Annotated in this window: 25 protein-coding genes; 7 read left to right on the top strand and 18 right to left on the bottom strand. The window is 54.6% G+C overall.

What is annotated here, in order from left to right; translation table 11 throughout:
* Positions 1-10: 10 nt before the first annotated feature.
* Entirely contained in the window at positions 11-427 is a 417-nt protein-coding gene (locus PYRFU_RS03765) for a HEPN domain-containing protein (protein ID WP_014026311.1), read from the top strand.
* Positions 381-752, top strand: a complete 372-nt coding sequence (locus PYRFU_RS03760) for a nucleotidyltransferase domain-containing protein (RefSeq protein WP_167827826.1) — start codon at positions 381-383, stop codon at positions 750-752. The genes PYRFU_RS03765 and PYRFU_RS03760 overlap by 47 nt, the downstream gene beginning before the upstream one ends.
* A gap of 223 nt (positions 753-975) precedes the next feature.
* On the opposite strand, the gene PYRFU_RS03755 is transcribed toward PYRFU_RS03760, so the two are convergent.
* From PYRFU_RS03755 to PYRFU_RS03705, 11 genes are all read right to left on the bottom strand, one after another.
* Positions 976-2,592 (bottom strand): hydantoinase B/oxoprolinase family protein, encoded by a 1,617-nt coding sequence (locus tag PYRFU_RS03755; RefSeq protein WP_014026308.1) that lies wholly within the window; start codon positions 2,590-2,592, stop codon positions 976-978.
* A gap of 4 nt (positions 2,593-2,596) precedes the next feature.
* Positions 2,597-4,114 carry a B12-binding domain-containing radical SAM protein gene (locus PYRFU_RS03750; RefSeq protein ID WP_048191531.1) on the bottom strand — a complete coding sequence of 506 codons (1,518 nt, stop codon included), beginning with the start codon at positions 4,112-4,114 and terminating at the stop codon, positions 2,597-2,599.
* A 74-nt stretch (positions 4,115-4,188) separates the two neighbouring features.
* A complete protein-coding gene (locus PYRFU_RS03745) occupies positions 4,189-4,887 on the bottom strand; it encodes a hypothetical protein (RefSeq protein ID WP_048191529.1) in 699 nt (232 codons plus the stop codon).
* Between the two features lie 212 nt (positions 4,888-5,099).
* Positions 5,100-5,858, bottom strand: coding sequence for a radical SAM protein (locus PYRFU_RS03740; protein WP_209442502.1), 759 nt, complete (start codon positions 5,856-5,858; stop codon positions 5,100-5,102).
* Between the two features lie 94 nt (positions 5,859-5,952).
* A complete protein-coding gene (argC, locus tag PYRFU_RS03735) occupies positions 5,953-7,014 on the bottom strand; it encodes an N-acetyl-gamma-glutamyl-phosphate reductase (protein WP_048191528.1) in 1,062 nt (353 codons plus the stop codon).
* Between the two features lie 188 nt (positions 7,015-7,202).
* Entirely contained in the window at positions 7,203-7,694 is a 492-nt protein-coding gene (locus PYRFU_RS03730; RefSeq protein ID WP_014026303.1) for a PaREP1 family protein, read from the bottom strand.
* A 258-nt stretch (positions 7,695-7,952) separates the two neighbouring features.
* Positions 7,953-8,801: a lysine biosynthesis protein LysX gene (gene lysX, locus PYRFU_RS03725; RefSeq protein ID WP_014026302.1), complete on the bottom strand. Its 849-nt coding sequence runs from the start codon at positions 8,799-8,801 to the stop codon at positions 7,953-7,955.
* Positions 8,798-11,995 carry a carbamoyl-phosphate synthase (glutamine-hydrolyzing) large subunit gene (gene carB / locus PYRFU_RS03720; RefSeq protein WP_014026301.1) on the bottom strand — a complete coding sequence of 1,066 codons (3,198 nt, stop codon included), beginning with the start codon at positions 11,993-11,995 and terminating at the stop codon, positions 8,798-8,800. The genes lysX (PYRFU_RS03725) and carB overlap by 4 nt, the downstream gene beginning before the upstream one ends.
* A gap of 3 nt (positions 11,996-11,998) precedes the next feature.
* Complete coding sequence (carA, locus tag PYRFU_RS03715) at positions 11,999-13,162, bottom strand: glutamine-hydrolyzing carbamoyl-phosphate synthase small subunit (protein ID WP_048191523.1); 1,164 nt, start codon at positions 13,160-13,162, stop codon at positions 11,999-12,001.
* A complete protein-coding gene (locus PYRFU_RS03710; RefSeq protein WP_244403893.1) occupies positions 13,153-14,526 on the bottom strand; it encodes a lyase family protein in 1,374 nt (457 codons plus the stop codon). The genes carA and PYRFU_RS03710 overlap by 10 nt, the downstream gene beginning before the upstream one ends.
* Positions 14,527-14,528: 2 nt before the next feature.
* Positions 14,529-15,716, bottom strand: a complete 1,188-nt coding sequence (locus PYRFU_RS03705; RefSeq protein WP_014026298.1) for an argininosuccinate synthase — start codon at positions 15,714-15,716, stop codon at positions 14,529-14,531.
* Between the two features lie 81 nt (positions 15,717-15,797).
* Here PYRFU_RS03705 and PYRFU_RS03700 point away from each other — a divergent pair, with 81 nt between their 5' ends.
* Together PYRFU_RS03700 and pheS are read left to right on the top strand one after the other, a co-directional pair.
* Positions 15,798-16,481, top strand: a complete 684-nt coding sequence (locus PYRFU_RS03700) for an ACT domain-containing protein (RefSeq protein WP_014026297.1) — start codon at positions 15,798-15,800, stop codon at positions 16,479-16,481.
* Positions 16,482-16,559: 78 nt separating this feature from the next.
* The gene (pheS, locus tag PYRFU_RS03695) at positions 16,560-18,032 is read left to right on the top strand and encodes a phenylalanine--tRNA ligase subunit alpha (protein ID WP_014026296.1); all 1,473 of its coding nucleotides are present in this window, start codon (positions 16,560-16,562) and stop codon (positions 18,030-18,032) included.
* A 17-nt stretch (positions 18,033-18,049) separates the two neighbouring features.
* Here the strand turns inward: pheS and PYRFU_RS03690 are convergent, their stop codons facing one another.
* The 4 genes from PYRFU_RS03690 to PYRFU_RS10420 all read right to left on the bottom strand — a co-directional run bounded on the left by PYRFU_RS03690 (position 18,050) and on the right by PYRFU_RS10420 (position 20,604).
* Positions 18,050-19,201, bottom strand: coding sequence for a radical SAM family protein (locus tag PYRFU_RS03690; RefSeq protein ID WP_167827825.1), 1,152 nt, complete (start codon positions 19,199-19,201; stop codon positions 18,050-18,052).
* A gap of 24 nt (positions 19,202-19,225) precedes the next feature.
* Positions 19,226-19,432: a 30S ribosomal protein S27ae gene (locus PYRFU_RS03685; RefSeq protein ID WP_014026294.1), complete on the bottom strand. Its 207-nt coding sequence runs from the start codon at positions 19,430-19,432 to the stop codon at positions 19,226-19,228.
* Between the two features lie 18 nt (positions 19,433-19,450).
* The gene (locus PYRFU_RS03680) at positions 19,451-19,834 is read right to left on the bottom strand and encodes a 30S ribosomal protein S24e (protein ID WP_048192364.1); all 384 of its coding nucleotides are present in this window, start codon (positions 19,832-19,834) and stop codon (positions 19,451-19,453) included.
* A gap of 65 nt (positions 19,835-19,899) precedes the next feature.
* On the bottom strand, positions 19,900-20,604 hold the full coding sequence (locus PYRFU_RS10420) for a hypothetical protein (RefSeq protein ID WP_014026292.1): 705 nt from the start codon (positions 20,602-20,604) through the stop codon (positions 19,900-19,902).
* A gap of 139 nt (positions 20,605-20,743) precedes the next feature.
* On the opposite strand from PYRFU_RS10420, the gene PYRFU_RS03670 reads away from it, so the two are divergent.
* Genes PYRFU_RS03670 through PYRFU_RS09875 form a run of 3 tightly spaced genes read left to right on the top strand, consistent with a single transcriptional unit; the run spans position 20,744 to position 23,847 of the window.
* Entirely contained in the window at positions 20,744-22,633 is a 1,890-nt protein-coding gene (locus tag PYRFU_RS03670; RefSeq protein WP_052296926.1) for a molybdopterin oxidoreductase family protein, read from the top strand.
* A 52-nt stretch (positions 22,634-22,685) separates the two neighbouring features.
* Entirely contained in the window at positions 22,686-23,198 is a 513-nt protein-coding gene (locus PYRFU_RS03665) for a 3-isopropylmalate dehydratase small subunit (RefSeq protein WP_014026290.1), read from the top strand.
* Entirely contained in the window at positions 23,188-23,847 is a 660-nt protein-coding gene (locus tag PYRFU_RS09875; RefSeq protein WP_014026289.1) for an HAD family hydrolase, read from the top strand. Before PYRFU_RS03665 ends, PYRFU_RS09875 begins: the two co-directional genes overlap by 11 nt.
* On the opposite strand, the gene PYRFU_RS03655 is transcribed toward PYRFU_RS09875, so the two are convergent.
* From PYRFU_RS03655 to lysX (PYRFU_RS03645), 3 genes are all read right to left on the bottom strand, one after another.
* Complete coding sequence (locus tag PYRFU_RS03655; RefSeq protein WP_014026288.1) at positions 23,832-24,734, bottom strand: SIS domain-containing protein; 903 nt, start codon at positions 24,732-24,734, stop codon at positions 23,832-23,834. The genes PYRFU_RS09875 and PYRFU_RS03655 overlap by 16 nt on opposite strands.
* A gap of 65 nt (positions 24,735-24,799) precedes the next feature.
* Positions 24,800-25,084 (bottom strand): hypothetical protein, encoded by a 285-nt coding sequence (locus PYRFU_RS03650; protein ID WP_014026287.1) that lies wholly within the window; start codon positions 25,082-25,084, stop codon positions 24,800-24,802.
* Between the two features lie 5 nt (positions 25,085-25,089).
* Positions 25,090-25,944 (bottom strand): lysine biosynthesis protein LysX, encoded by an 855-nt coding sequence (lysX, locus tag PYRFU_RS03645; RefSeq protein ID WP_014026286.1) that lies wholly within the window; start codon positions 25,942-25,944, stop codon positions 25,090-25,092.

Below are 25,944 nucleotides of genomic sequence, written 5' to 3'. Positions count from 1 at the left end.
CTGGTAACCGGTGGTCGATTTCCGCGAGTGGCTCGAAAAAGCCTACGTTTTTCTCGAGGAGGCTAAGGATGATATATCACGTGAGAGATACTGGTTAGCGTGTTTCCATGCGCAGCAGTTCGCCGAACTAGCTCTTAAAGCCGTGCTGGTAAAGCTAGTTGGTAGCTTCCCTTTCACCCACAGTCTTGTAGAGCTTCTGGAGGCTATCGAGTCGCTGGGTTATAGGGTAGAGGAGGAGCTTTACTCTACAGCCGAGGCGCTGGAGAAACACTACACAATGGCTAGATATCCGGGTGCTCGGCTTGTGGTTTACAACCGGAGAACTGCTATAAGGTGTATCGAGTATGCCGAGAGAATCAGGAGATTTGTTGAAAAAATACTTGAGGGCGAGGAAAGAGGCGTTAGAGAAGAGACCAAGGATGTTTAGAGAGTTTATGGAGAGGCTCACTAAGAAACTGGAAGGGAAAGCAACGATAATAGTATTTGGCGGCAGAGCCAGGGTGGGTGTAGAGAATAGAGAACCTAGAGACTATGATGTAATGATAGTTGTGAGTGATGAGTTAGAAATAGAGGATGTTGAGGAGGAAGTCTATAGATTGAAACCCAAAAGGTTACCCGCAGACATAATAATAGTAACCAAGCAGATGTTAGAAGATAACATAGTTAAACAGATGTTAAAGGATAGTATAATAGTTTACGACTCTTTAGGGATTTCTACAAGAGTGTCGTTAAGATCGCAAAGACGGGATTAGTATGTCAATTACTCCCTCGTTTCCTTTTGATTTAGGTGTAGCTATCGCTGGTATGCCGGAGAAGTACACCAGAAGCTCAACGTTAAGCTCCTTTCCCAACGCTTTACTATTTCGTCTTGCTGTCAAGTAGTGGTTTCCACCCTTCTTTTCCAGGGATTTTAAAATTCATTAGTTTTGGTCTTATAAGCCGGTAGGATATGGCGCTAGTACTCATGCTATAGCTTCATTGTCTGGTGCACTCGGCTTGCAGCAGCTCTACTCTCTCGAGGCTAACCTTGCCTTCTCTCACATCCGCTTCCATATGCTCACGTTTCCTCTCGCAAGGGTTCCCGTAACCACCTCCACCTGGCGTCTCGATTACCAGCAGGTCGCCAGGCTCTAGTTTTGCGACGGCCAGCGGAGGGAGAAGCTCAACACGGCCATCCTTGCGTATTATCTTGTATTCTGCGCGTGCGCCTGGCTCTCCGCCTTCTAGCCCCCATGGTTTGGTCCAGACGCGGCTCCCTGCAATAGAGACTGTCGTCTTGCGTAGTGCGCGGTATACTCTCCTTATCCCGAGGCCTCCTCGCCACTTACCAAGGCCACACGAGTCGTTGCGCAGCTCGTAAGCCTCTATGCGAATGGGGTATTGGTTTTCGAGTATCTCGATTGGAGTGTTTAGAGTGTTAGTCATGTTAACGTGCACGCCGTCCACGCCGTCGCTGTCGGGTCTGGCGCCGGAGCCGCAGCCGATGGTCTCGTAGAAAGCCCAGCCCTCGCCACCCATGGCTATGCTAGTCATTGAGCCTCCAGAGGCGGCTGGCACGCGGCCAGGCGCAAGCTCCGCCAGAGCGCCTTGCACGAGATCAACGACGCGTTGTACAGTCTCCGTGTAGGCTGAGACCGGGGCAGGCGGCACCGCATTGAATACGCTACCCTCCTCGGCGTTCACACTCAGCTTTTCATACAGTCCATAGTTGACCGGCATATCTGGGTCGAGTACCGCCTTAAGCGTGTACGCGACAGCAGCAACAGTAGACGGAAGCGTAGCGTTCACAGCCTTCGGTAACTGACGCGGCCCACGAAGATACACACGGACGTGTCCCTTGTACACTTCCAGTACAGTCTCGACGCGCTTGGCACCCTCATCGTCCTCAAGCCAATCGCTAAACTCGGCCCTACCCTCCAGCCCGCCAAATACTCGTCCAGCATACCTCTTGACATACTCTAGACTCCAACGCATGGCATCGAGCAAGGCATCGGCCCCATACCTTTCTGCGAGTCCCGCGAGGAGCGACTCACCCCACTTCAACGCAGCGAGTTGCGCATGGAGATCCATTTTAAGCGCGTCTGGTGTTCGAGAGGCCGTAATGAGACTAGATAAACGCTCGAAGCGTTGTACTCCCCTCTCAACCAGCCTCTCAAGGTGTATGAGTACACCCTCCTCATCAATCCTAGAAGCGCCGCCTATACTGCCTGGTGCCCTCCCGCCAACATCAACATGGTGTGCCTTGACAGCAAGCCATGCTATGAGCCTACCCGAGTAGAAGACAGGCTTGACTAGGGTCACGTCGTTCAAATGCGTGCCCAGCATGTATGGGTCATTAGAGACGAACACATCACCCTCTTCGAACCCGTGGGAGTGTATCTCCTCCACTAGCCTCGGGCCACTATAGGCAAGCACACCAAGATGGACAGGGATGTGCTCGGCTTGCGCTACTAACCTCCCCTCAGGGTCCAGAATCGCGCAGGAGAAGTCAAGACGATCGCGTATATTGGGGCTTACCGCTGTACGGCGCAACACCGAGCCCATCTCCTCAGCAGCATACACGAGACCCTTCCAGATACTCTCAAGCCTCACCTGGTTATCCCCGCCCTAGACACGAGAGTGCTGCCTCAAAGCTCCTCCTTAGAGCGGCCACAGGGTAGCCCGGGTCTACGAGCTTCTCCCAGGGTAGCTCTTCTCCAGGCTCAAATCCCTCCAGAACCTTCCTCCCCCATGTTGTCTTCCTAAGGGCGCGTAGTACGGTACCCAGCCTAGGAGCTTCCCTAGAAGCATCTATGACCGCTAAACCAGCTTCTACACCCCCACGCGCTATAACAGCTTGTGCGTACGCCCACCTGTAGCTAAGAATATCAACGTTCCGTGCGGCACGGCGTAATAGTCTGGCTCTCGCCTCGTACCTCTTCTCGTCTATGAAGGGATGCCACTGTAGAGGCGTCCACGGCTTAGGCACGAGAGGATTAACAGTTACGCGCATGGAGCCGCCGGATAACCTCCAGAGCCTAGATAGTATCTCAGCAGCGTGCTTGACATCCTCGTCTTGCTCGCCCGGCAACCCCAGCATAAGGTATAGTTTAGGGTGGAGTCCCAACCTACGGGCTTCTAGTACAAGCTCCTCTACAGTACTGCGGCCTATCACCTTGTTAATCGCGCAACTCAGCCGTGGCGAGAAGGTTTCGGGGGCTATTGTTACCGTTCTCTGTCCAAGTCTGGCGAGCATCTCCAGCCTATCTCGGTTAAGGGTGTCCGCACGCAAGCTACCAATGCTAACCTCTAGTTTATTCTCGGCGAGGTATTCGAGCAGCCTATCGGCATCCGGGTGGTCGAAGAAACTCAAAGAGTAGAAAGCAACTTTAGAAACCTTGTTAACCTCAACACCCTCCTCTATAATCTCGCGTATCTTGGTGAAGCTCCTAATTCTCCAGGGTAGTGTGAAGAAAGCCTCCATGCAGAACCTGCACATCCACCTGCAACCTCTCGAGATTTCCACGAGGAGAGCCTCTCCCCACGGCTCGCCGCTACCAGGTATACGGAACTGCAGTATCGGGTGGAAAGTCGAGTCCAGATCCTCAACGTACACCCTACGGCTCTTCTCGCCAGCCTCTACGGTGTATCTGGTCAAGAAACCCTCGGAAGCCTTAAGCGCGTCTACGCCATCAGTGTAGAGCGTCTCAACGAGCAATGGTAGTGTAGGCTCGGCTTCACCAATCACAATCACGTCAGCAAGTGGATAGAACGGTGCAGGATTCATTGATGGTACCGGTCCACCCACGACTATTACTGGGTGTCTTCTCTTCTCAGCGTAAGGCTCTACGCCGGACACGTGAAGCGCGTGAACAGCGTACATCAAGTCAAGCTCATACGACACAGGTATAATGATAACATCGAAATGCTTGAGAAGAGCACCAGTCTCAAGACTACGGAGAGGAGTGCTTAACTCGTCCAAACTAGGTAGCACAAAACGCTCTGCTACAACATGTTCCATACTATTTAGCATATAGTATATCAGCTGGTATGCTAGGCTGGCCACAGCTACTTGGTAAATAGACGGGTACAGTAGTGCTACACGAAGACAATCACGGCACTTCTTTACTATCACGCCGTGCTCGCGCGGTATGGGAGCAAACACCCTCTTGGAGTTGAAGTGCCGCAGCTGTCACATAAACTCTCCAACTAGCACATACGCCTCGAGACATCGATGATACTATGCCTTTCCGGCCGTGCTACAGGTATCTCAAACAGTTTGGCCGCCTCTAGGAGCAGTGGTTCATCATCGGTCACAAGCATTAACTTATCAATCTTGTTAGCGCTCGACTGTTGAACATTGATCTTCCAATATAAGATGGTTAGCAATCGGAACATGTTAAGAGGGTCATTACGAGGTGCAATGAGGATGCCAAGGTTACAATTGCCCTGTGCAATGATATCATAGCAAACCAGTATGTTATTGGTCATATTGCTGTATCCTATTTTGGGCTTAAAGCCAGCTTCTTGCAGTGCATCGATAACAAGTGAGAGGTAGTCAAAGTATCGCTTTCGCACATTGGTGTTAGGATGAAGCATGTGATGTAATAAGTGTAGTGTAGCATGCAGTATGTGAGCACGAGGTGTAGCTATGTATGTGGTGCGCTCGCCGACGCGGCGCACTATAGCGGCTCCCATACTCTCAAGCCACGATACATACTTCTGGAATGACAATGGGTTGAGGTTTGCACGATTGGCGAGCTTAGTTTTGCTTACTTCGCCCTCCTCGATCAAGACGCATAAGAGGGCGTCTAGGATACGAATGAGGTCCCTCTTTGATTTGCCGCTAATAACATTGTCGTGAAACTCAAGATTGTTGTTACGGTTATCTCTTATAGTGAGATTCACACTATAGCACCAGTATCGTAACACTCGCGACTCTACATAAACCCTATGATAAATAGTTGACGTAAGAAATAGATATAAGCAAGATTAGTTGAGACATAACATACGCGACATAACGTATATACATCATGTAGTGTTAAGCGATAGCAAGCATATGTATTGTTTGCAATCTTATAAGTCATCGTAGAATATGTGCTATGAGTCTTGTTTATAAGTTACTCGGATATAGGGCCTGGTGGCCAGAGACGTGCCTCCTTTAGTCTTCTCTCAACATGAGGGTATAGTATGAGTGTCTCCAGTTCGAGATTGGCTGTCTCCCAAGGTCCTACTTCACTTGCAAGTCTAGTCGCTAACTGTAGTAGGGACTCGCGGCTACAGAATGTTGCCATTACAGCAGGGTGATGGGGGACGTTGTAGTCGCTAAGGTTCTTTAACGCTTGTATTTGTAGTTTGAATGCTGATGGTTTTGCCCCCGTTAAACGATGGAACTGTTTCTCATTGCAGCCTTTCAGCGAGACACGTACATGAAGTATCGTAAATTTTGCTAGTTCCCGAGCCTTAGAGCGGTCGGCCCCTATGAGTATCCCGTTAGTCTCAAGTATGAATATGAAGCGGCCGTCCTGCTCAAATAATTCGAGTAGACGAATGAGATGCTGCCATCCAATTGTTGGCTCGTTACCACTAACCCTCACGTAACGAAAGTGATGCTTCTCGGCGGTGCGCGCAAGAGCTTCGTATACCTCCTCGGGCTCGTAGAACCTCCCTACCTCGTTTGGTTTGTCGCGAGGCACGCCGCTCCAACAGAATGCGCAACGCAAGTTACACCCTACACAGTCGGCGGCAGCACTTCCACCATAGAACCTGGTGGCTCTCGCGACGCGATAGTACTTCCTGGCCAGGCCGCGGACGACGATATGCTCTATGTCCTTGGCTAGTTTGACTGGATCGTAACCAGGCTCCGACAATATGGCCACCTAGTGTAGACGAGTCGGAGACGCGCTACTATACCACAATCGTATACTAACCAGTAGAGACGTACGTGTAAAATTGTTGGATTCCAGATGCGTGTTAGGCTGGTTTTAACGGCGGATATAGTAGGCCAAGGGTCTCGTCAAACCCCATCATTATATTGAAGCTCTGGACGGCTTGTCCCGCCGCGCCACGCACAAGGTTGTCTATAGCTGCGAATCCTGCCATCCTCCCTATCCTCTTCTCAACGGCGAACCCAACATCGACAAAGTTGGTTCCTATAACGTACTTCGGGTCCGGGTAGCGCAGCAAGCCAGTCCTAACTATCCTGACGAAAGGCTCCTTGCCGTACATCGCGGCATACGCTCTCCATACCTTCATCTCATCAGCGCCATCCGCTAGCCACGCGTGCAGTGTGGCCAGTGCACCCCTAATCGCTGAGACCGCATGAGGCACGAAAGCTACTCTAACATCACGGCCTGCTAGCATGCCAAGCTCCTGTTCGACCTCGGCGACGTGACGGTGGCCCTCCGCACTATAGGGTCTGATTGCATTCTCCCTCTCGGGGTGGTGGTCGCCAGGGCTGGGTTTGGAGCCAGCCTCGCTACTCCCGACCTTAACGTCTATCACAAGATGATCCAGGTCGACTAGCTTCTCTTTGACCACGGGGGCCGCGGCGAAAATCGCAGCAGTGGCGTTACACCCGGGTACCGCGACCAACCTGGCATTGCGTATCTCGTCACGGTGTAGCTCTGGTAGACCGTAGACAGCCTTCTCTAGTAGATCCGGGTAGGGATGCTCTCTGCCATACCATCTCTTGTACTCCTCTGGGTTCTTCAGGCGGAAGTCAGCGCTCAAATCGAGTATCTTTAGTCCAGTCTCGTACAGCTTGGGTACGAGTTCGAGACTGGCACCATGCGGGACTGCTAGGAAAACTGCTTCGCACTTATCCGTGATCTCGTCTATATTGAGGGGTGAGAAGCGCAAACCCTTGTAGAAGCCCCGGAGGTTAAAGTGTACGTAACCGATGGGCTTCCCGGCGTACTCTCTTGACGTCGCTATTACAACCTCTGCGTTGGGGTGCATGGCTAGAAGGCGAAGCAACTCGCCACCAGTGTAACCAGAGGCGCCGATGATACACACTGGGATAGCGCCACTCACGGCTCTACCCGTGCCGCGGTCACAAACGCCCAGCACTTAAACAAGTCTAACGTTAAAAGACGCGAATTGTATGTAACGGAGAACAATTTTCCACACTTGACACTGATACCTTAATTAGTGTTTAAAAGCTCTCGGTCTTCTTGACAATGGCAACTTGATTTTTGCCCTAAGGAGTAGCAAAAGGGCTTCTAGCCTTCTGCCTTTACTCTTCCTTCGACAGCTCTTACCAATTTTTCTATCTTCTCACGCGCGTCCTCTATGTGCTCCCTGCTACACCACCCCTCATAGAAACAAACGTGCATGGCATTTGCATGGGCCCACGCATCACTAATCCATGTGCCTAGCTCCCTCCTGAGAACCCTGGTATACTCCCATAACTCTCCGTGACTTGTCAGTCTCTTGCCACTTCTCCAGGAGGCGTACGCCTTAATTGCTAGTGCTGCGGCACCCCAAAGCTTCTCAGCAGCTTGCCGCATGTTACCTTTCCGTAGCTCCTCCTCAGCTTCTTCTAGAAAACTCTTAGCCGCTTCGATATACTCTCGGGCTCTCTCCGGAGGATCCAAGTCATTGAGGATAAGCTCGATGATGTATTCCTCAGGAGTTAAACCTGCTTTTCTAGACTCTTTTTCTAGCCTCTCGAGAATTCCGCGGGGGATACGGAGAAGTACAACATCGTGCATAATAGCCGCCTCCACGCTGTACCAAAGCTTGGCATCAATAAAATGCGTATTTGTACACCTCTCGGTGCCTATACGTCTCATGGTTAAAAACCGAGTAAAACTGGGAGGATGTGTGTCAAAGTTGCTATATCGGGATGAACTTGGTTGACGACATGCTTCACGATGTGACGCCCATGTACTTGCTTGCTCAGAACGAGGAATGAAGCTGGAAACGCGTGCCACGAGGAGATAATGCTAGATTGTTGTTCTTGTTGCGGCTCATGCCTTTACCAGAGACTTGACGTACTCGGCTAGCTTTCTAGCAACGTTTACTCCAGTTGCTCTCATGAAGCCCTTGAACTCTGGTATCCCGTTGACCTCGTTTACAACGTAGCCTTTCTCCGGGTGCTCGAACACATCTATTGAGACGAAGTCGCCTTCGACAACGGCTGCTGCCCTTAGCACGAGATTCTCTAGATCCGGTGTCACGTCTACAACCTCTGTGTGGCCGCCTAGAGCCACATTACTTCTCCACTCGCCCTCGCGCGCTATCCTATAGATGCATCCTAGGAGCTCTCCGCCAAGCACAAGACAACGAATGTCCTTATTGCCGGTCTCGACGTACTCTTGCATAACGTGTATCCTCATCTGTCGGTTGCATAGAGCCTCTCTATGCTCCACAACAGTCACTAGGTTAAAGTCGTCGTATATCAGGGATACTAGTCTGCCCCAGCTTCCTATCGGCGGTTTATCTACCAATGGGTAGCCCAGCAGCTTAGCCGCCTCGAAGACGGCGCGGCTTCCGAGAGCAATGTAGGTGTCAGGTGTTGGTATCTTGGCCCTCGCTAGGAGCGAGTATGTCAGTGCCTTGTCGCCGCTGTAGAGTATGGTTCTAGACTGGTTTATGCTCCGAATGCCCATAGACTCGTAGGCTGCGGCGGTATACAACCCGTTGAACATACTGGTAGTCCTGACCACTACTAGGTCGATGTCAGGCTCGCCGCCTATATGGAATGGCTTCTCCGTCACTGGTAGCATTTTGACCTCTAGGCCCACCTCTCTAAGAGCCTCTATGACGAGCTTCTCCTCCTGCCTCAGATAGTCGTAGGCTAGAGCTACGCGCGTCACCTGCGCTCACCCCAGTACTCCTTTAGCTCACGTACCTCGAGGATGCCGCCACGCGTATGCCAGAGTATGGACTCTGCAAGCTTCTCGGCAAGTCTGGCATCGAGCACCAGGGGTATATTGAGGTCGGCAGCTAGCCTCCTTATCCTATAATCCTTGTGGGGCGCGTAACCAGTCGTCATGACCAGGCCTATTCTACCAGAGGTCTCTAGCTGCTCTACTCTCTCGGCTGGCAGCGCTTCAAAGCCGTCAACCTCCATACCCTCGACAGTGAATACTGTGAACCCGGCGTCCTCGACCAGCTCGGCTGCTCGTCTCAACCTAACCTTCTCCCTGCCCGTCGGGTCGTACACCAGAACAGCCTCGTTGTTCCTTGGTAGCCGGTTGCCGTGGACAGCCAACCAGCTCTTCAGTAGAGCCTCTTCGAAGCTCCAACCGAGTGCGGCTACCTCTCCGGTGCTCCTCATCTCTGGGCCTAGGTGTGGATAGGCGCCTCTCAGCCTGGCCCATGAGAACTGTGGCGACTTTACACCCCAGGCTTTCGGCCTAAGCACAGTAAGCTCGCTGTCAATGCCGAGCTTGCCGTCCAGGACTGCTTGAGCGGCAAGCTCCATGTAGTTAACGCCAGTGACCTTGCTCACGAAGGGCATTGAGCGGGATGTACGGAGGTTCAACTCTATCACGTACACGTTGTTGTCGTGGACTAGGAACTGTATGTTGAAGGGTCCGCGTATCTCTAGCTCCTGAGCTAGCTGGTAAGCTATCTCAGCCATCCTGTCAATAACGCGCTCTGGAAGCGAGAATGGCGGTATGCTCATTGTCGAATCGCCGCTGTGCACGCCAGCAGGCTCCACATGCTCTATGGGCGTTAGCACTATGCGTTTGCCGTCGCTAACAGCGTCTACCTCAGCCTCTAGAGCGCCACTGTAGAACTTGGAGACGACAACGGGGTACTCTGGCGATATTCTAGTAGCTCTCTCGATGTATTCTATCAGCTCCTCCTTACTCCACGCTACCTTCATCGCAGAGCCGCTTAGCACGTAACTCGGGCGAACGAGTACAGGGTAACCAATCTGCTCGGCGAAGCGGATCGCCTCCTGCAGGTTTGAGGCTGAAACCCACGGGGGCTGCTTTATACCCAACTTGTCGAGAAGCTTACTGAACTTCTCCCTGTTCTCGGCCCTATCTACACTCTCTCCGCGTGTGCCTAGCAGCTTCACGCCTCTAGCTTCTAGCTTGAAAGCTAGTTTGTTCGCAATCTGGCCGCCGGCGAACGCTACGAAGCCCATCGGCTTCTCCTTGTCGTTTATGTCTAGTAGCCTCTCGAGCGTCAACTCCTCGAAGTACAGCTTCTCGTTCATATCCCAGTCTGTTGAGACGGTCTCCGGGTTGTAGTTGACCACAATCACCTCGTAACCTCTTCTTCGCGTGGCGAGCGCGAAGTTGACAACCGCCCAGTCAAACTCTACGCTGACTCCTATGCGGAATACGCCAGCGCCTATCACAACTATCTTGGGCTTCTTTGATTTAAAACTGATGTCGTCTTCCGTCCCCCAGTAGGTCATGTAAAGGTAGTTCGTCTCGGCTGGCCACTCGGCTGCAAGCGTATCAATCTGCTTCACAACGGGAGTCACGTCTATCTCCTTTCTCGCCTTGCGGACATCATCCTCAGTTACGCCGGCGAGCCTCGCTATCTGCTCGTCACTAAAGCCGAGAAGCTTGGCCTCCTCAAGTATCGTCTTATTCTCGAGTACCTTTCTACCCATCTTCTCTATCTCGAGTGTAAGCTCGACCACGTCTCTTATCGGGTAGAGGAAGTATGGGTCGATTCCTGTGAGCTCATAGACCTGCTCTACGCTAGCACCGAGGCGGAATGCTTTCGCAACCCATAGTGGCCAGTAAGGTTCCCTCCTCTTGAGCTTCTCGAGAACCTCTTCAAGTGTGTGCTCTTCTCTCCAGAATGGCCCTCCCGTTAATCCAGGCTCACCAATGTCGAGCATCCTTATCGCCTTCTGGAGCGCCTCAATGTAGCTCCTGCCTATGGCCATGACTTCGCCGATGCTCTTCATCTCGCTGCCAATACTCTTCTCGACGCCCTCAAACTTCTCAAGATCCCATCTGGGAACTTTTACCACGACATAATCGAGGCTCGGTTCGAAGCAGGCACAAGTTCTCATAGTAACCTTGTTGAGTATCTCGTGGAGCTTGTATCCAAGCGCCAGCTTAGCAGCGATATACGCTAGAGGGTAGCCTGTCGCCTTGCTTGCGAGCGCGCTGCTCCTCGACATTCTTGGGTTTGTCTCGATTATGTAGTACTCCTCGCCCTTCGGGTTTAGGGCTAGCTGGACGTTACCCTCGCCTATAAGGCTGATAGACTCTGCAACGCGTATTGATGCTACGCGTAGCAGCTGGTACTCGCGGTCGGTCAGCGTCTGGCATGGTGCGACGACGATGGACTCTCCAGTGTGAACGCCCATCGGGTCAATATTCTCCATACATGCTATCGCAGCTGCGTTGCCATAGGCGTCTCTCACAACCTCAAACTCGACCTCCTTCCAGTGGTGGAGATACTTCTCCACTAGAACCTCGCCAATCTCGCTCTGGGCAAAGGCCCTCCTGAGCCATAGCTCAAGCTCCTCTCTCCTCCATGCCACGAAACTGCCGCCACCGCCAAGGTTGAAACTAACGCGGACTATCACAGGGTAGCCGATAGCCTCTGCTATTTCGAGCGCCTCCTCAACACTACGGGCTGCGTTGCTCGGCGGAACTGGAAGCCCAGCTTCTATCATCGTTTTGCGGAACTTGCTCCTCGATAACGCGCGTTCTATCCCCTCTACGGGCGTCCCAAGAACCTTCACGCCATACTTGCGTAGCACACCTCTCTTGTAGAGCGTCACGCCGAGGCTAAGAGCAGTCTGGCCGCCGAAACCGAGGAGTATACCATCCGGAGTCTCCCTCTCGATAACCTTCTCGACGAACTCCGGCTTCAAGGGGATAAGGTACACTTTGTCGGCCATCTCGTAGCTAGTCTGTATCGTTGCAACATTCGGGTTGACCAGTATAGTCTCGATGCCCTCCTCTCTTAGCGCTTTGAGCGCTTGGCTACCGCTGTAGTCAAACTCGGCTGCCTCGGCTATTTTGATACTACCCGAGCCTATCACAAGCACCTTCCTAACATCAATCCTCCTGGGCAACACGATTCACCCCCTACTGTTCTCTATAACTTTCGAGTATAGCTCGAAAACCCACGTGGTATCCCATGGGCCTGGGCTGGCCTCGGGGTGGAACTGGGTTGACACGATTGGGAGCTTCTCGTGGCGTAAGCCTTCGACCGTCTTGTCATCCGGGTTTATGAACCACACGTGTAGGCCTGTACCCTCCAAGCTCTTGGCGTCAATGGCGTAGCCGTGGTTCTGCGTTGTTATGTAGCAATGGCCCGTTGTAACGTCAACTACGGGCTTGTTAGGACCGCGATGGCCATACTTCAGCTTGAATATCTTGGCTCCATGTGCTAGAGCCAACAGCTGGTTACCCAGACATATCGCAAGGATAGGTACGCGATACTCAAGGAGGCCACGTACTATCTCTATCTGCTTCTCTAGTAACGCGGGGTTTCCTGGCCCATTGCTCAGCACGACGCCATCATACCCATCAACTAGCTTCTCTGGTGGCGTGTTGCACGGGTATCTTGTTACCTGGAAGCCTCTCGAGAGCAGGTTCCTCAGTATGCCATATTTGACTCCACAGTCAAGCATCGCGACGTGATACTTCGCCTCTATACCCTCGGGTTTGTGCGTGATAGGCTCGGTAGGTGACACAAGCTCTGCATACCTAATATCGTCGTAACGTGGGCTCTTCTCCAACACCTCTCTTAGCTCCTCCCAATCTGGCTCTTCTCCCTCCTCGTATACGGCTAGAACGCCCATCATTACACCCTTCTCACGTAGCCTCTTGACTAGAGCTCTGGTGTCGACCCTGCTCATACCCGGTACGTTGCTCTCACGGAGCCACTCGTGTAGTGTCTTCACAGAAGCCCAGTGGTGCGGCACAGTCTCCTCAGTTACGATGAACCCCTCCACCTGTATACGGTCAGATTCGTAGTGCGCAGGTATACCATGCACCTTTATCCTCGGGTCTGGCACGCCATAGTTGCCCACCATAGGATGCGTATAGACCAGTATCTGGCCACGGAAGCTTGGATCCGTGAGAGCCTCTGGATAACCAACCATATTGGTGGTGAACACTACCTCGCCCACACGTACACCAGTAGCGCCGAACCCACAGCCCTCGATGCGCGTCCCGTCTTCCAGAAGTAGCCTAGCCCTAAGCCTCCGCTTGCAACGTGGCGGCTTCACTACCGGCATAGCTCCTTCACCCTAGACTCTATCCATGCATCAAGCTCGTCGAGGAGGCGTACAAGGCGGGTGCATGCAGATGCTCTCTGGTTAAGGAGGTTTTGCGATTCTCTCAGCGCCTCTTGTAAACCTTCTCCAGCCGCTCCCAACGACACCCTTAGCTTGTACAGCTCTTGCGGCTCAAGGGGTTTAAGGCTTCCCTCGCTGCGACGCACCATGTCCGCAACCATCATGTAGGCGTCGCGGAACGGCGTGCCACTGTTCACTGCGAGCCTCTCAGCCTCCTCAAGGCTAGTGAGGACTGCGCCACCCTCAATCATCCTCCTGACAGCGTTGCCATCAACCTCCAAACCCTCCACGAGATCCCTGAACACCCTCAAGGTCTCAAGAGTCTCGGTCAGAGCCTGGTACAACACCGGGTTCTCCTCCTGAAGATCAAGGTTATACCCGTGAGGCAGGCCGTGATTAACACCGAGAGCAGCGGCCAGTAGACCAGCGACCCTAGCAGCTCTAGCCCGCGCTATCTCGGCACTAACGGGATTCCTCTTGTGTGGCATCGCGCTACTAGTTGAGACGTGGTGCTCCGGAGGCACGAGCACCCTTATCGACGGATGACTTAGGAGCACTACGTCAGCGGCTAGTCTTGAAAGCTCGATCATAAGCACGGCTACGGCTGCTATAGCGGCGTTCGCGAAGAGTCTCGAGCCTGTCGCGTATAGCGTGTTAAGTACGGGTGGTTGAGGATAGCGGCGCCTGTCAATAGGGAGTGTGGTGCCAGCGCCTGGACCCGAGCCTAGCGGGGACTTCCAGGCGATGTTAAACACGGTCTCGATAAGGCTGAGTGCGTCTAGGATTGGCTCTAGGTAGGAGTGTATCCAGTGTCCAGCTGTGCCCACCTGGGCAGGCTGGAAATGAGTGTGAATCGGGAAGAGGGTGTCAAGCCACTCTTCAGCCTTCTTCAATATAGTCTTTGCCAGCTCTACACCCTCACAGTGTATCTGTGTGAGCATCCTCGCGGTCCATAGGCGGAGTGCTGCCGCAACATGATCGTTCCTGCTTCGGCCGAGCGGGAAGCTCCTAGCAGCCTCTCTACCAGCCTTGTCCTCCAATACGGCCTCGAGAGCTTCGTGTATATCCTCGTATCCCTTCATGGCCTCTAATAGTTGCTCTGGCTTCTTCAAGAGGCCTTGGAGTGCATTGGCGAGTTTGCATGCGTTGCTCTTGTCCAGCAGGTTGTGCTCGGCTAGTATCGCCACGTGTATAAGAGCAACCTTGACGACATCGTGTGCGATCATATGATCGTGTGGAGTGCTGCTGATATAGTCTTGTACAAGCTTTGATACTTTCATACCCTCCCGGTAGACAGTCCTCACGCTCAATGCGACATCCTCCTCGCGTGCCATGCGGTGAGCGAGTGGAGGCCCCACAGGCGTATGAAGCCGCGAGCTTCCTCGTCGCTCGGGTACCATCCCTTGTTGTAATCGACTAGCTCCTCGCTGTAAGCCGCGTAGGGGCTCCACCTACCAACTACCCAGAGGCTACCCTTGTACACCTTGAGCTTGACAGAGCCCGTCACCCAGCGGTTGACCTCATCTATGAACCTCTGTAGCTCCTCACGTAGAGGCTCTATCCAGAGACCCTGATAGACGAGATCGGTCCAAGTATCGTCTGCGAGCCTCTTGAAGCGCAGCTCGCGCGGAGTCAGTACAAGCTTCTCTAGGTCGCGGTGAGCCTCTATCAATGCTAGTGCAGCGGGTGCCTCGTAAACCTCCCTAGACTTGAAGCCAACCACGCGGCTCTCAATATGGTCTATCCTACCATAGCCGTGCGAGCCCAGCATTACATTGAGCGTCTGGACTAGTTTCACAGGGTCCATTTTCTCGCCGTTCACTCTAATCGGGATACCCTTCTCGAACTCGATCTCTACGTAGAGAGGCTCGTTCGGCGCCTTCCTAGGATCGACGGTCCACGCGAACGCCTCTTCCGGCGGCTCGACGCGGGGGTCGTCAAGCTCGCTGCCTTCAATGCTCCTACTCCAGAGGTTCTCGTCAATACTGTACTTCTTGTGAGCCTTCGGGGGCTCGACCCCCGCATCCCGTAGCAACTGGAGGGCCTTCTCTCTAGTGAGGCTCTTCTCGCGTACCGGTGCGATTATCTTGATGTCTGGTGCGTAAGCCTGAAGGCTGAGATCGAAACGCACCTGGTCATTACCCTTGGAGGTGCACCCGTGGGCAACAGCGTCCGCTCCTTCACGCTTAGCTATCTCGGCGACAATCTTGGCAATTAGGGGGCGTGCAAGTGCAGTGCCCAGAGGGTACTTACCCTCATACAACGCGTTAGCCTTAACCGCAGGCCATGCATAGTTCTCGACGAACTCTCTCTTGGCGTCTATAGTATAGTGCTTGGTTGCTCCAAGCTTGTAGGCCCTCTCTTCGACTCCTTTCAACTCCTCCTCTTGGCCAACATCGACTGTGACCGTTATCACCTCGTGCCCTTCTCGTGCAAGCATTGCGACTATCGCGGATGTATCCAAACCCCCAGAGTACGCGACGACGACCCTCACAGAGCGGAACCCCGAAGTTGCGACTAGCCGTAGTGCAGGCTATATAGCAGTCTCTCGTTCCAAATGTAACGGTGTAGTTGCGTGGCAAGCGATGGTGTCGAGGGGCTCCTGCAAGTGATAGATCCCTGTGTGGCACGGTGCGTGTTGCAAGGTGTGGTGAACTACTCGGCCGCTGCGAGGCTGGTTGCCAGCATAGCTGGTAGGATGGGCGTCCGCGTCCCGAGCGACTCGGCGGTAAAGATGAGATTGATACGCTGGAGGAACTCTAGCAGCGATATATGCTATGGCTTGACTTGTGAGCAGCTACTTAGGGTTCTTGCAGGAACGAGGGCAGAGCTACGCGAAGGCGTAGTGGTGTTCACGATACCAAAGTCTGCGTTTACGCGTATAGAGCCGCTAATCTCGCGGTTGCTAGTTGAGGCTAGACTCTTCCATGTGCTGCAAGGTGTGGCATCCTTCACCATAATAGTCGATGAGGAGCATGCTGGGGATATACGCGGTGCTGCAAGCGAGATACTGGAGGAGCTGAGTGGACAAACTGCTATAGTGCTTGTAAGCCCGCCCGAGATACTCACCACACCCGGGTTCATAGCCTACATAGCGACCCTGCTAGCGGTAAACGGGGTCAACATAACGCAAGTCGTCTCGTGCTACACGGATACACTGCTAATACTCCCGTCGCACGTTGCACCCCAAGCGTATCAGTTGATACATCGTGCGATAGAGGTGGCGCGGAAACTAGCAGAAGAGAACAAGGCTGTATAACGAAACACGTTAGGATCCAGGTGCGGCCAGTAAGCTTCCTTATACTGGGTTCGTTTGGCTTGACGTTGGGAGTAATCATTGCCGGTCACATTATCGCCTGGTGAGCGGGAGCTACTCGAGACTCTAGTGTCTAAAGGGCTCGTGAGCGGCTGGAGGATGACCACAGCGGAGCTCGCCGAGCGAATAGGCATGGATAGGAGCCGCGTCGAGGCCCTCTCTAGACTCCTTGTGGAGAAGGGTGTGTTCAAGCTTGTTGAGGAGGAGTTCCTCGAGTGTAGGCTTACAGACGAGGGTCGGGAGAGCCTCGATAAGGGACTGCCCGAAGAGAGGCTCGTAAAGCTCCTTGAGGAGAGAGGAGGAGAAGCGGCTATAGAAGAGGTTAGGCGTGAACTAGGCTCGCTCTATGGCCCCGCGATAGGTAATGCCGCTAGGAGAGGATGGGTGCGTATCGAAGCTGGCCGTGTCAAGCTCCTGGCGAGAGGCGAGGCTGTTGATGAGCGAAGGGTGCTCGAGGAGGTTGCTAGGAGCGGCAGGATACCACCAGGCTTGGAGAGTGTAGCGAAAGAGTTGGCTAGGAGAAAACAGATTGTATGTGAGAAGAAGAGAGTCGCGATACTAGAGCCTACTAGGCCCCTCGACGAGGTTCTCCGCGAGGCTGTGGTGGAGGTTGGTGCCCTTACACGCGAGCTTATCGAGAGCGGTGCTTGGAGGAAGGTGCGTCTACGCCGTTACAACTTGAAGGCCGAGCCTCCTCGCCGCTACCCGGGCCGTCTACACTTCTATGTAGAGTTCCTCGAGATGCTCAGGGATGTTATGAGAGAGATGGGCTTCGTCGAGTACGAGGGGCCTCTAGTAGAGCTAGAATTCTGGAACTTCGATGCACTCTATCAGGCGCAGGACCACCCGGCGCGCGAGATCCACGATACATTCCGTGTTGAGAAGCCGGCTGCTGGCGACCTGCCGCACGAGCAGCTCGTAGAAGCGGTGCGTAGAATGCATGAGAAAGGATGGGGGTACAAGTGGAGTAGGGATATTGCTTCGCGTCTTGTGCTTCGCAGCCATACGACTGCGGTATCGGCTAGACTCTTGGCGTTACGCCCCAAGCCGCCATTCCGTGCCTTTGTGTTGAGTCGCGTATATCGCCCAGATGTCGTGGATGCTCGTCACCTTCCAGAGTTCCACCAGCTAGATGGCATAGCTGTTGAGGAGGGGATGAGCTTCCGCGGGCTACTCGGGCTGCTCAAGGAGATATTCGAGAGGATAGGGATACGTGATGTGAAGTTTAAGCCAGCATACTTCCCCTTCACAGAACCCTCGGCTGAGGTGTATGTCAGGATAGGTGGACAATGGATAGAGGTAGCGGGCTCTGGCATGATACGCCCCGAGATACTAGAGGCGTTTGGTGTGGATGCGCCAGTAGCGGCATGGGGAATGGGTGTTGAGAGGCTTGCAATGGCCCTACTGGGTATCAACGATATACGACTCCTATACGCGAGAGACGTCGACTATCTCAGGCGGTTCCCGGTAAATTGGAGACTGTACACTAGGTAGAATAACTCCCGAGGCGGTTAGTGTGTGTCTGCAAGTAGTTTGTAGTAGCTCTTGTCGCCGCGTGCTAGCCCTGCAAGTATCCTTGAGAGCCTCTTCTCGTGTACGCGAAATGCTCTTGCCACAGGCTGAGGATACGTGTTAAGTATGCTACCGCATACGTAACGTTCGTCGAGGCTCCTTGCGTATTCGCACAGCTCTTCTATGCTAGGCCAGCGGCCTCGCTCTTGGTGGAAGAGCCTAGCCTCGTGCAAGGTTGGGCGCAATGCAGCCCAAGGGAACACGAGGCTAGCGTCGCAACAGTCTCCAGGTATGCTGTGCATGGTGAACCCCTCTTTGCATGTACTATATGTTGCTCCGAGGCCGTCGGCTACACCCGAGAGTCGTGTGTGGATACCTTGTCTCCACCCTAGAGGTGGATGCCGAAGCCCCGTACGACCGGGTACATGGTGTAGCTCGTAAGGCTCCCAGCCCTCAGTGGTTATCCCGAGGAGGTTCTCGAGTATCGCGGCCTCACGGGGTGATAGGCGAATAGACTCGCCTATCGCCATACGCGCGCCTCTGGAGAGAGCCTCGACGAGTATGTGCTCATGGTGCCTCTCCAGCCCTGGTATCAATGGCTGTACACGTATAGCCGTTGGTACACCGTGTCTTGTAAGCTCTCGTATAGCCTCTAGTCTTTGGTTCGGGTCTTCGGCATTGGGTTCAAGCAGCCTAGCCTGCTCGTCGGGTAGCGCGGCACTAACCTGGACGAGTATAAGGCTACGGTCTGCCATCTCGCCTATCAAGCTAAGCCAAGGGTCGCGGAGTAGTCTTGATGGTAACTTCGTGTTGAGGATTATGGGTACATCGTGTCTCAGGGCTGTTGAGAGTATACGGTAAGAGAGTAGCATGTCGCTCTCCTGCTGCTGGAGGGGTTCTGTGAGTGTCGCTAGGCGGAAGAAGGGCAGCAGCAGCTTCGATCTTGACAGTCTCTTAGCAATTTTGGTGAATAGTCTGAGTATAGCTGGCTGCGGCTTGGGTTTACCATGGGGGCCGCGATACCATGTAGCATAGCAGTACACGCAGCCTACGCTGCAAGTGCTCCAAGGCTCAAGGCGAAGGATGGAATAGCAAAGGCCGGAAATGTAAACACTAGGTTTGATCCCAATTAGCTCCCAAGGCTTTAGCATAAAAGCACCCATGGGGCGAGGGTCTTACTTCTTCTCCTTGATGAACTCGGTGTGGCCGCACTTGCCACAGTGCCATCTAGGTACAGGCCACTTGTGATAGGCCATGAAGCTGCCGCAACGCGGGCACTTCTTGTTCTTTGGTTTGATGAAGGGCCTCTCTCCCTTCTCGAACTTCTCGTAGCTGTACTCGTAGAGCTTGTGGATGTAGAGCTTGAGCTCCTTCCCCGCCACGACTGCTCACCCCACCGCTTACTCTAGCTCGCCCCTCTTCTGCATCTCCTCTAGCTCCTCTGGCGTGGCGTTCCTAATCCTGATGTGCTTCGGCTCGAAACTCCTAGCCCTCTCCGGATCGTCGTAGATGTGCACCTCGGCGTGTGTCACGCCCCAACCGTACTCGGTCTGAATACTCCTGACGTACACGCGCTTGAGGTCAACGTTGAGGGCGTTGGCTACGGCCTGGCGCAGCTGGAGACGCGAGGGTGTAGGCTTTCCAATGTGTTTTATGAGCAGGTCTAGCTCCCTCCTACGAATCAGCTTGTTATACCAGTCGCACTCAACTTCAACCTCGTAGCCCTCGCCTAGGTTAAGGTCGAGTTTCTTACCCCTCGTCTCCTCACAGTACTTGTCGCGCATGGTCTGCAAGACTATGCGCCACCCGTCAACGCGCCTAGACTAACGCCCCTTTTAAGCAAGCCCCGCTACTCCCGTCGTCCACAAGCATGTAACACTCCAAGCGCATAGCTGAGAATAAGTCTGCGTGCATCCCGAGAGGGTCTCGCGGTTAAGAGTAGGGCCTCGGGCCTCCACCCCCTCACAACGCCATAGCGATAGGCGAGGATCACTCTGCCGAGTCTAGCTAGCGGGGCGCCGCCCCACCACCTACCGCCCCTTACGGGCGCGACCACCTCGTCTACACATAGGCGTGGGTTGTCAGCCAGGGGAGCTGCTAGAGGGTGTGTCGGCAGCATAGGCTCGGCTACACCGCATGACTCTCCCAGAGGCTCTAGATCGAGGCTAGAGGGTTTCGCGGCCACACCACCCTCCTCAAGCACCCTATCCACGCTCGCGTCGACCAGCGTGACACCAGTCAAGTCCGAGAGCATGCCGAGAACGTTAACGTCGCCGGTTGCGGGGCACTCGTCCCCCTCTATCACCACGCCCCTAGCCCATGCTGGAACGGCAAGCTCGACGTGCCTCAGTGGCGGTTTGCACTCGGGAGGGCAGAGTATACTACCAGAGCCTACGGCTACGGGGATACGCTCTCCAGACTCCTCAACTATTGTTGTGAAAGGCTCGTCAACGAGAATGCACCTACACTCGACACTCCAGGAGAGCCTCTCTATGCTGCTTCTCATCAACTCCTCTATGGGCACTAGGAGCCAGCCGGCATCAACCTTGGGCAACTATTTCGCCCAGTGTTTGTTAACGCGGCCGGGTAAACCCGGTTTATGCGGCCCGCCTATACACGAGCCACACGAGTCAGGTACGGGTGAAGGCGAGCCTCATAACCCGTTCACGGGGAGGGCCGCCGGGGCTAGCGATTTGGAGGCTAGCATCGTCTGTCCTTACTGTGGTGTAGGGTGCAAACTGAAACTCGTTGATAGCAACGCGGTGGGAGCGAATGGAGTATCTGGTGGGATGCTATGCGCACGCGGGCGCTCCATAGCAAGTGGCTACCTGGAGAGCAAGAGGCGGCTGCGAAGGCCGCTTGTCAGGGTAGGCTCCGAGCTACGTGAGGCATCGTGGAGCGAGGCGCTAGAAAAAGCCGCGAAGCTGTTACGCGACGTTGTAGCCGCTCATGGCGGGTGGGATGCGGTAGGCTTCATAGGCGGGTCTAAACTGTTCAACGAGGAGGCTTTCGCGCTCCAAAAGCTTGCACGGATGCTAGGCAGTCCCCACGTAGATACATGCTCTCGGCTCTGCCACTTCCCCACCCTGTCGGTACTCGTAGAGACACTCGGGTTTGGTGGTCTCACGGCGCCGCTCTCAGAGATGCTGGATAGCCAGGCTATCCTAGTAGTCGGTTGGAACGGGGCGGTAACCGCTCCGGTCCTCTTCGCACGCTATGTCCTAGGCGCGGTTAGGAGAGGGGCGAAGCTTGTAGCGGTTGACGTGTGGAGGAGTGAAACAGCGAGAGCAGCGCACGTATGGCTACGTGTCTACCCGCGTGGTGACTCGTTACTGCTCGCCGCGCTTGCAAGAGTGCTTGCGGATCGGGGTATCGCGCCGGAAGCGAAGGAGAACATAGAGAACTTGGATGAGGTGCTAGCGTCGCTAGCCGAGATAGACCCCGAGGCCACGGCCAGGGCTGCTGGGAGCGACCCGGCTCTCGTAGAGGAAGCTGCCAGGCTTCTTGACGTCGAGAGGGGCAGTGTGCTCTGGGGTATGGGGCTAACGCAACACGTAGAGCCTCGCCCAGCTATCAGCTGGGCTGTCACGATAGCAGCGTTACGAGGCTGGCTTTGGAGAAGAGGGTGTGTGGTCGGAGGGGTGCGCGGCCAAGCTAACGTCCAGGGCGTTAACGACATGGGTGTGTTGCCAGAGTTCCTCCCTGGCTACCAACGTGTGGATGACCCAGAGGTGCGCAAGATATTCGAAGAAGCTTGGGGTGTGAAGCTCCCCGAGTCCAGCGGCCTACCCGAGACAATGATGCTCGAGGAGGCTGGGCGCCGCGTTAGAGCAATGGTCATATTCGCCGAGAATAGTGGTGCTTCGCACCCGAGTGGCGTGGAGCAGCTATCAAAGCTAGACGCGCTCATCGTGGTTGATGTGGTTCGTAGCGAGACTGCAGAGTTGGCGGATGTTGTGTTGCCAGCGGCAGCGTGGGGTGAGAAGGAGGGCTCTGCGACCAACACGGAAGGTCGTGTACAGTGGAGTAGCGCGGTTAGAGAGCCGCCCGCCGAGTCTAAACCCGACCTAGTGATAATCAAGAGTCTGGCTGAGCGCCTGGGTGTAGGCGAGAAGATACCGTGGAGTAATCCGCGAGAGGTTCACCCGGAGATAGAGAGGCTCGTCCCACGCTACCGTGGCTTCTCCAAGGCGGTTGCGGAGAGAGGCGAGTACCTCCTGCCCAGGCGTGTCTCGAGGATACGCGTCCGTCTATACCCGCCGGTCGAGCCGGTCGTGCCCGATGGTGATAGGAAGGTGCTCGTGACTGCAAGAGACCCGGTGAGCTACTGTACAAACGCGATGCTAGATGTGAGCGGCGAGCTATACGCACGAGTCAACCCTAAGGAGGCTGGCGCCGGTCACGCTAGGCTCGAGACGGAGAGAGGGGCCATACGCCTCCGGCTGATACCCGACGAGAATGTGCCGGAGGGCATCATTGTGGCGCCTTGGCACTATGGGCTTAACGCTGTGCTACCCAGAAGGATAGATTGCGCTACAAGGATAATGGAGTTGAAGAGTGTGTGGGTGAAGCTGGCCGAGTAGACAGCTGGATTATAGCCTGGGATAGCGAGGCCAGACGTGTGGTGAACCTCTCTTGAAGCTGGGTGTCGTGAAGGGCCCTGTGCTCAAGTACGGCGATGACATCGACACCGACGTGATTATCCCTGCCCGCTACCTGGTATATACTGAGCCGGAGAAGCTTGCCGAGCATGCTATGGAGCCTCTGGATCCGGAGTTCCCCAAGAAGGCGTCCAAGGGTGTAGTGCTGGTCGCGGGTAGGAACTTTGGTATGGGTAGTAGCAGGGAGCAAGCCGCGATAGCTCTCAAGGCTGCAGGCGTCAAGGCCATCATAGCGAAGAGCTTCTCGAGAATATTCTACCGTAACGCGATTAACAACGGGCTCCCCGTTATAGTGCTCCCAGAGCTCGTGGAGGCGGCCGAGGAGGGCGACGAGATAGAGATAAACCTTGACGAGGGTGTAGCGAAGCTCATCAAGAAGGATGGTAGGGTGTTGACGTACCGTTTCCCGCCCTTCCGGGGTGTTGTAGCTGAAATTCTGGCAACGGGCGGCCTCCTCGAATACATGAGGAGGCGCCTTGCCGCGTAACCCTACACTCCTGCTGGATTTAGGTGGCGTCATTTACCTCACAAATGAGTGGTACGAGGAGACTCTCTACGAGACTGCTGCCAGACATCTACGTGCCCTAGGGGCCGACGCGACGCCGGATAGCGTGAGGCGTGTAATGGACACGTGGAGGCTGGATGTCTCCGTGCAACAAAGTATAGTGTATGCGGCTGCCGTGCTCCTCGCAGAACACGGCTTGACGCCGACCCCCTCAAGGGCAGAGGCATTAGCAAGGGTATTGCAATCAGCTGTGCTGTCTGGCGTATACGTAGCACCGGGTACATACGAGCTGCTAAGATGGGCCAAGAGAAACGGGATACTGGTCGGCATAGTCTCGAACAACTGGTGCTACGAATGCGTACGTCTACTTCTAGAGCGTGACGATCTAGCCCACCTCGTGGATACGGTGGTTACGAGCGATATTGTCGGCTTTTGCAAGCCACACACAAAGATATACGAGGCGGCGATGCAACTCCTTCGCGCGGACCCAGCGAAAACAGCATTCATAGATGATTATGAGCCCAACGTGGAAGGCGCGAGGAGAGCAGGAATAGGCCTCGCGATACACCATGACGGGAAGCCTCTAGACCACTACATACCGGTCCTCGAGAGGTTCTACTCCTCTAGGTAGATCAGCCTGGTTAGCCTGCTAAGCGCGGGATGTGCACGATATCCCGGCTCCTCAATGCCGCGACTGAAGGCGGTCTCTGCAGCACTGGAGATGGCCAGCGTAGCGTGGAGAATAGCTGTAGACCAAGGGTCGTTCAACACGGGTACAGTGGTGACCTCAAACCCGGCCTCCCGGAAGGCCGAGAGATACTCCTCTAGCGTGCTCCTCTCACAACGAGGATCGGGATACACGACGAGTATATTGCTTCTCGTGCCATAGACAGGTGCGTGTGCGAACTGCTCTAGATGCCACCAGGTGGCGCAGTCTGCGAGCAACTCGCAGATCTTCAACACCATGAACAGGGCAGAGGCTACACCAACGCCCACACCCGCGTACACAGCCTGAGGGTCGAAAGGCAGGGGCTCCTCAACAAGCTTCTCGGGTATACGAGGTCTAGCGTTGAACAATGCGGAGAGCGCTGCAAGCATAGCGACATGGCGTGCGGCGCCCATGCCACAGGCGAGGTCAGAATAGACGAGCTTCACGGTAACGTGTGCTGTGCGTGCGAGAGGACTCCTCTCGTTACCCGTGACCGCTATGATACGAAAGCCACGTGAAGACAGGAAACGAGCCGCGTCAACAACTCGTTTTGAGCGCCCACCAACGCTTAGGAGTATAGCGTCGCCAGGCCCATCAACGCCAGCCACTAGCACATCAAGAGGATCGCGTGCGACGCCTATGCCGGCATGCTCGGCTACAAGTGCGGCCGCGAAAGAATCACCGCTGCCAATGAACACAAGTCGTTGCTCGCCAAGACCCTCCGGCACTATCGTCTCCTCGATCTGCTTCTCGACGATCTCGGGTATCATCTCGAGGTCGTTTCTCAGCTCGCGCCAGCAACGTGTCAAGGGACACTCGCCTCACGCGAGTAGAAAGTAAGGCAGAGGCTAAAACGGGCAACACACTGCGAACTCTACTCCATCCCCTGGAGCCGCTTATAGAGGCGGAATGCAGCCTCTGCGAGCTCCAGACACTCGTCCGCCTTGGGCTCCTCCTTCACCTGCTCTGCTCTCAAGCTCAGAGCCTCAGCTAGTAGTACATCACCGGGTTCAATCCCACGCCCAGACTCCTGTGCAACCCTAGGCCCCTCGCGGAGCACAACGTCAACCAGCCTTAATGCCGCTTCACATGCGCGGCGAGCGTCACCCTCTATAGCGCCACGCCTAGCCTCATCCAGAAGCACCTCTACCCTATCCATTCCATTCACCTCTTCGCGACCGACACTGCATACTCGACGATAGCCCTAGCCATGTTAAACCCGGTCACCCTCTCAGTGTTCTTGAAGTCCGAGTTCGCGTTAATCTCGTTCACGAGGAGGCCTCTCTCCGGGTCTTCAAACACATCTATACCAAGCACACCGCCACCCACAGCCTTGGCCGCGCGAAGCGCTAACTCACGTAACTCGGGGGTCACTGGCGCAGGCTCGGCCTTGGCGCCTAGTGCCGTGTTAGTCTTCCAATGACGCTCGTTAACCCTGTATATCGCCACGGGAACCTCATCACCAATCACGAATACGCGTATGTCACGTAGAGGCTTGCGCACATACTCTTGCACATAATGAACCTTGTAGTAAGCCGGGCCGAGAACCTCTCTATGCTCTATCACAGCCTCTAGACTCTCCCTGGAATCAGCCCTAGCCACAAGCCTACCCCAACTACCAATGACGGGCTTGACAACAACGGGGTATCCAAGCTCCTCTGCAGCCCGCACAGCAGTGTCACGCGAAAAAGCAGCGTATGCACGCGGTGTTGGCACACCATGCTTAGCAAGCAAGATCGTTGTCAATAGTTTGTCGCCGCAGTTAAGCTGCACTAAACTATTGTTGATGACAGTGTAGCCGGCAGCCTCGAGTATCCTTGTAGACTCGAGAGCCTTGAAGTAACTCACCGCCCTCTGAAGTACTACATCAACATCGCCTAGAATGCGCTCCAGGCTATCAAGGCGAAAGAGCAACGAGTCAATATTAAAGAGGACAGGTTCGTGACCAAGCTTCCTCGCTTCCTCAGCTAACCTCTTCTCCTCAACACGCGGATGGTCATAAACGATTGCTATGCGCAT

Origin of the sequence: Pyrolobus fumarii 1A, from assembly GCF_000223395.1 — an archaeon.
GTDB lineage: Archaea > Thermoproteota > Thermoprotei_A > Sulfolobales > Pyrodictiaceae > Pyrolobus > Pyrolobus fumarii.
Note: the sequence above shows the minus strand (reverse complement) of the source record. Positions and strands in the feature narration are given on the sequence as shown.

Bases quoted from the DNA above. Each gene is read 5' to 3' on its own strand.
- PYRFU_RS03730 (WP_014026303.1), bottom strand. From the start codon at position 7,694: ATGCACGATGTTGTACTTCTCCGTATCCCCCGCGGAATTCTCGAGAGG.
- carA (WP_048191523.1), bottom strand. From the start codon at position 13,162: ATGCCGGTAGTGAAGCCGCCACGTTGCAAGCGGAGGCTTAGGGCTAGG.
- PYRFU_RS03690 (WP_167827825.1), bottom strand. From the start codon at position 19,201: ATGCTAAAGCCTTGGGAGCTAATTGGGATCAAACCTAGTGTTTACATT.
- PYRFU_RS03680 (WP_048192364.1), bottom strand. From the start codon at position 19,834: ATGCGCGACAAGTACTGTGAGGAGACGAGGGGTAAGAAACTCGACCTT.
- PYRFU_RS03650 (WP_014026287.1), bottom strand. From the start codon at position 25,084: ATGGATAGGGTAGAGGTGCTTCTGGATGAGGCTAGGCGTGGCGCTATA.
- lysX (WP_014026286.1), bottom strand. From the start codon at position 25,944: ATGCGCATAGCAATCGTTTATGACCATCCGCGTGTTGAGGAGAAGAGG.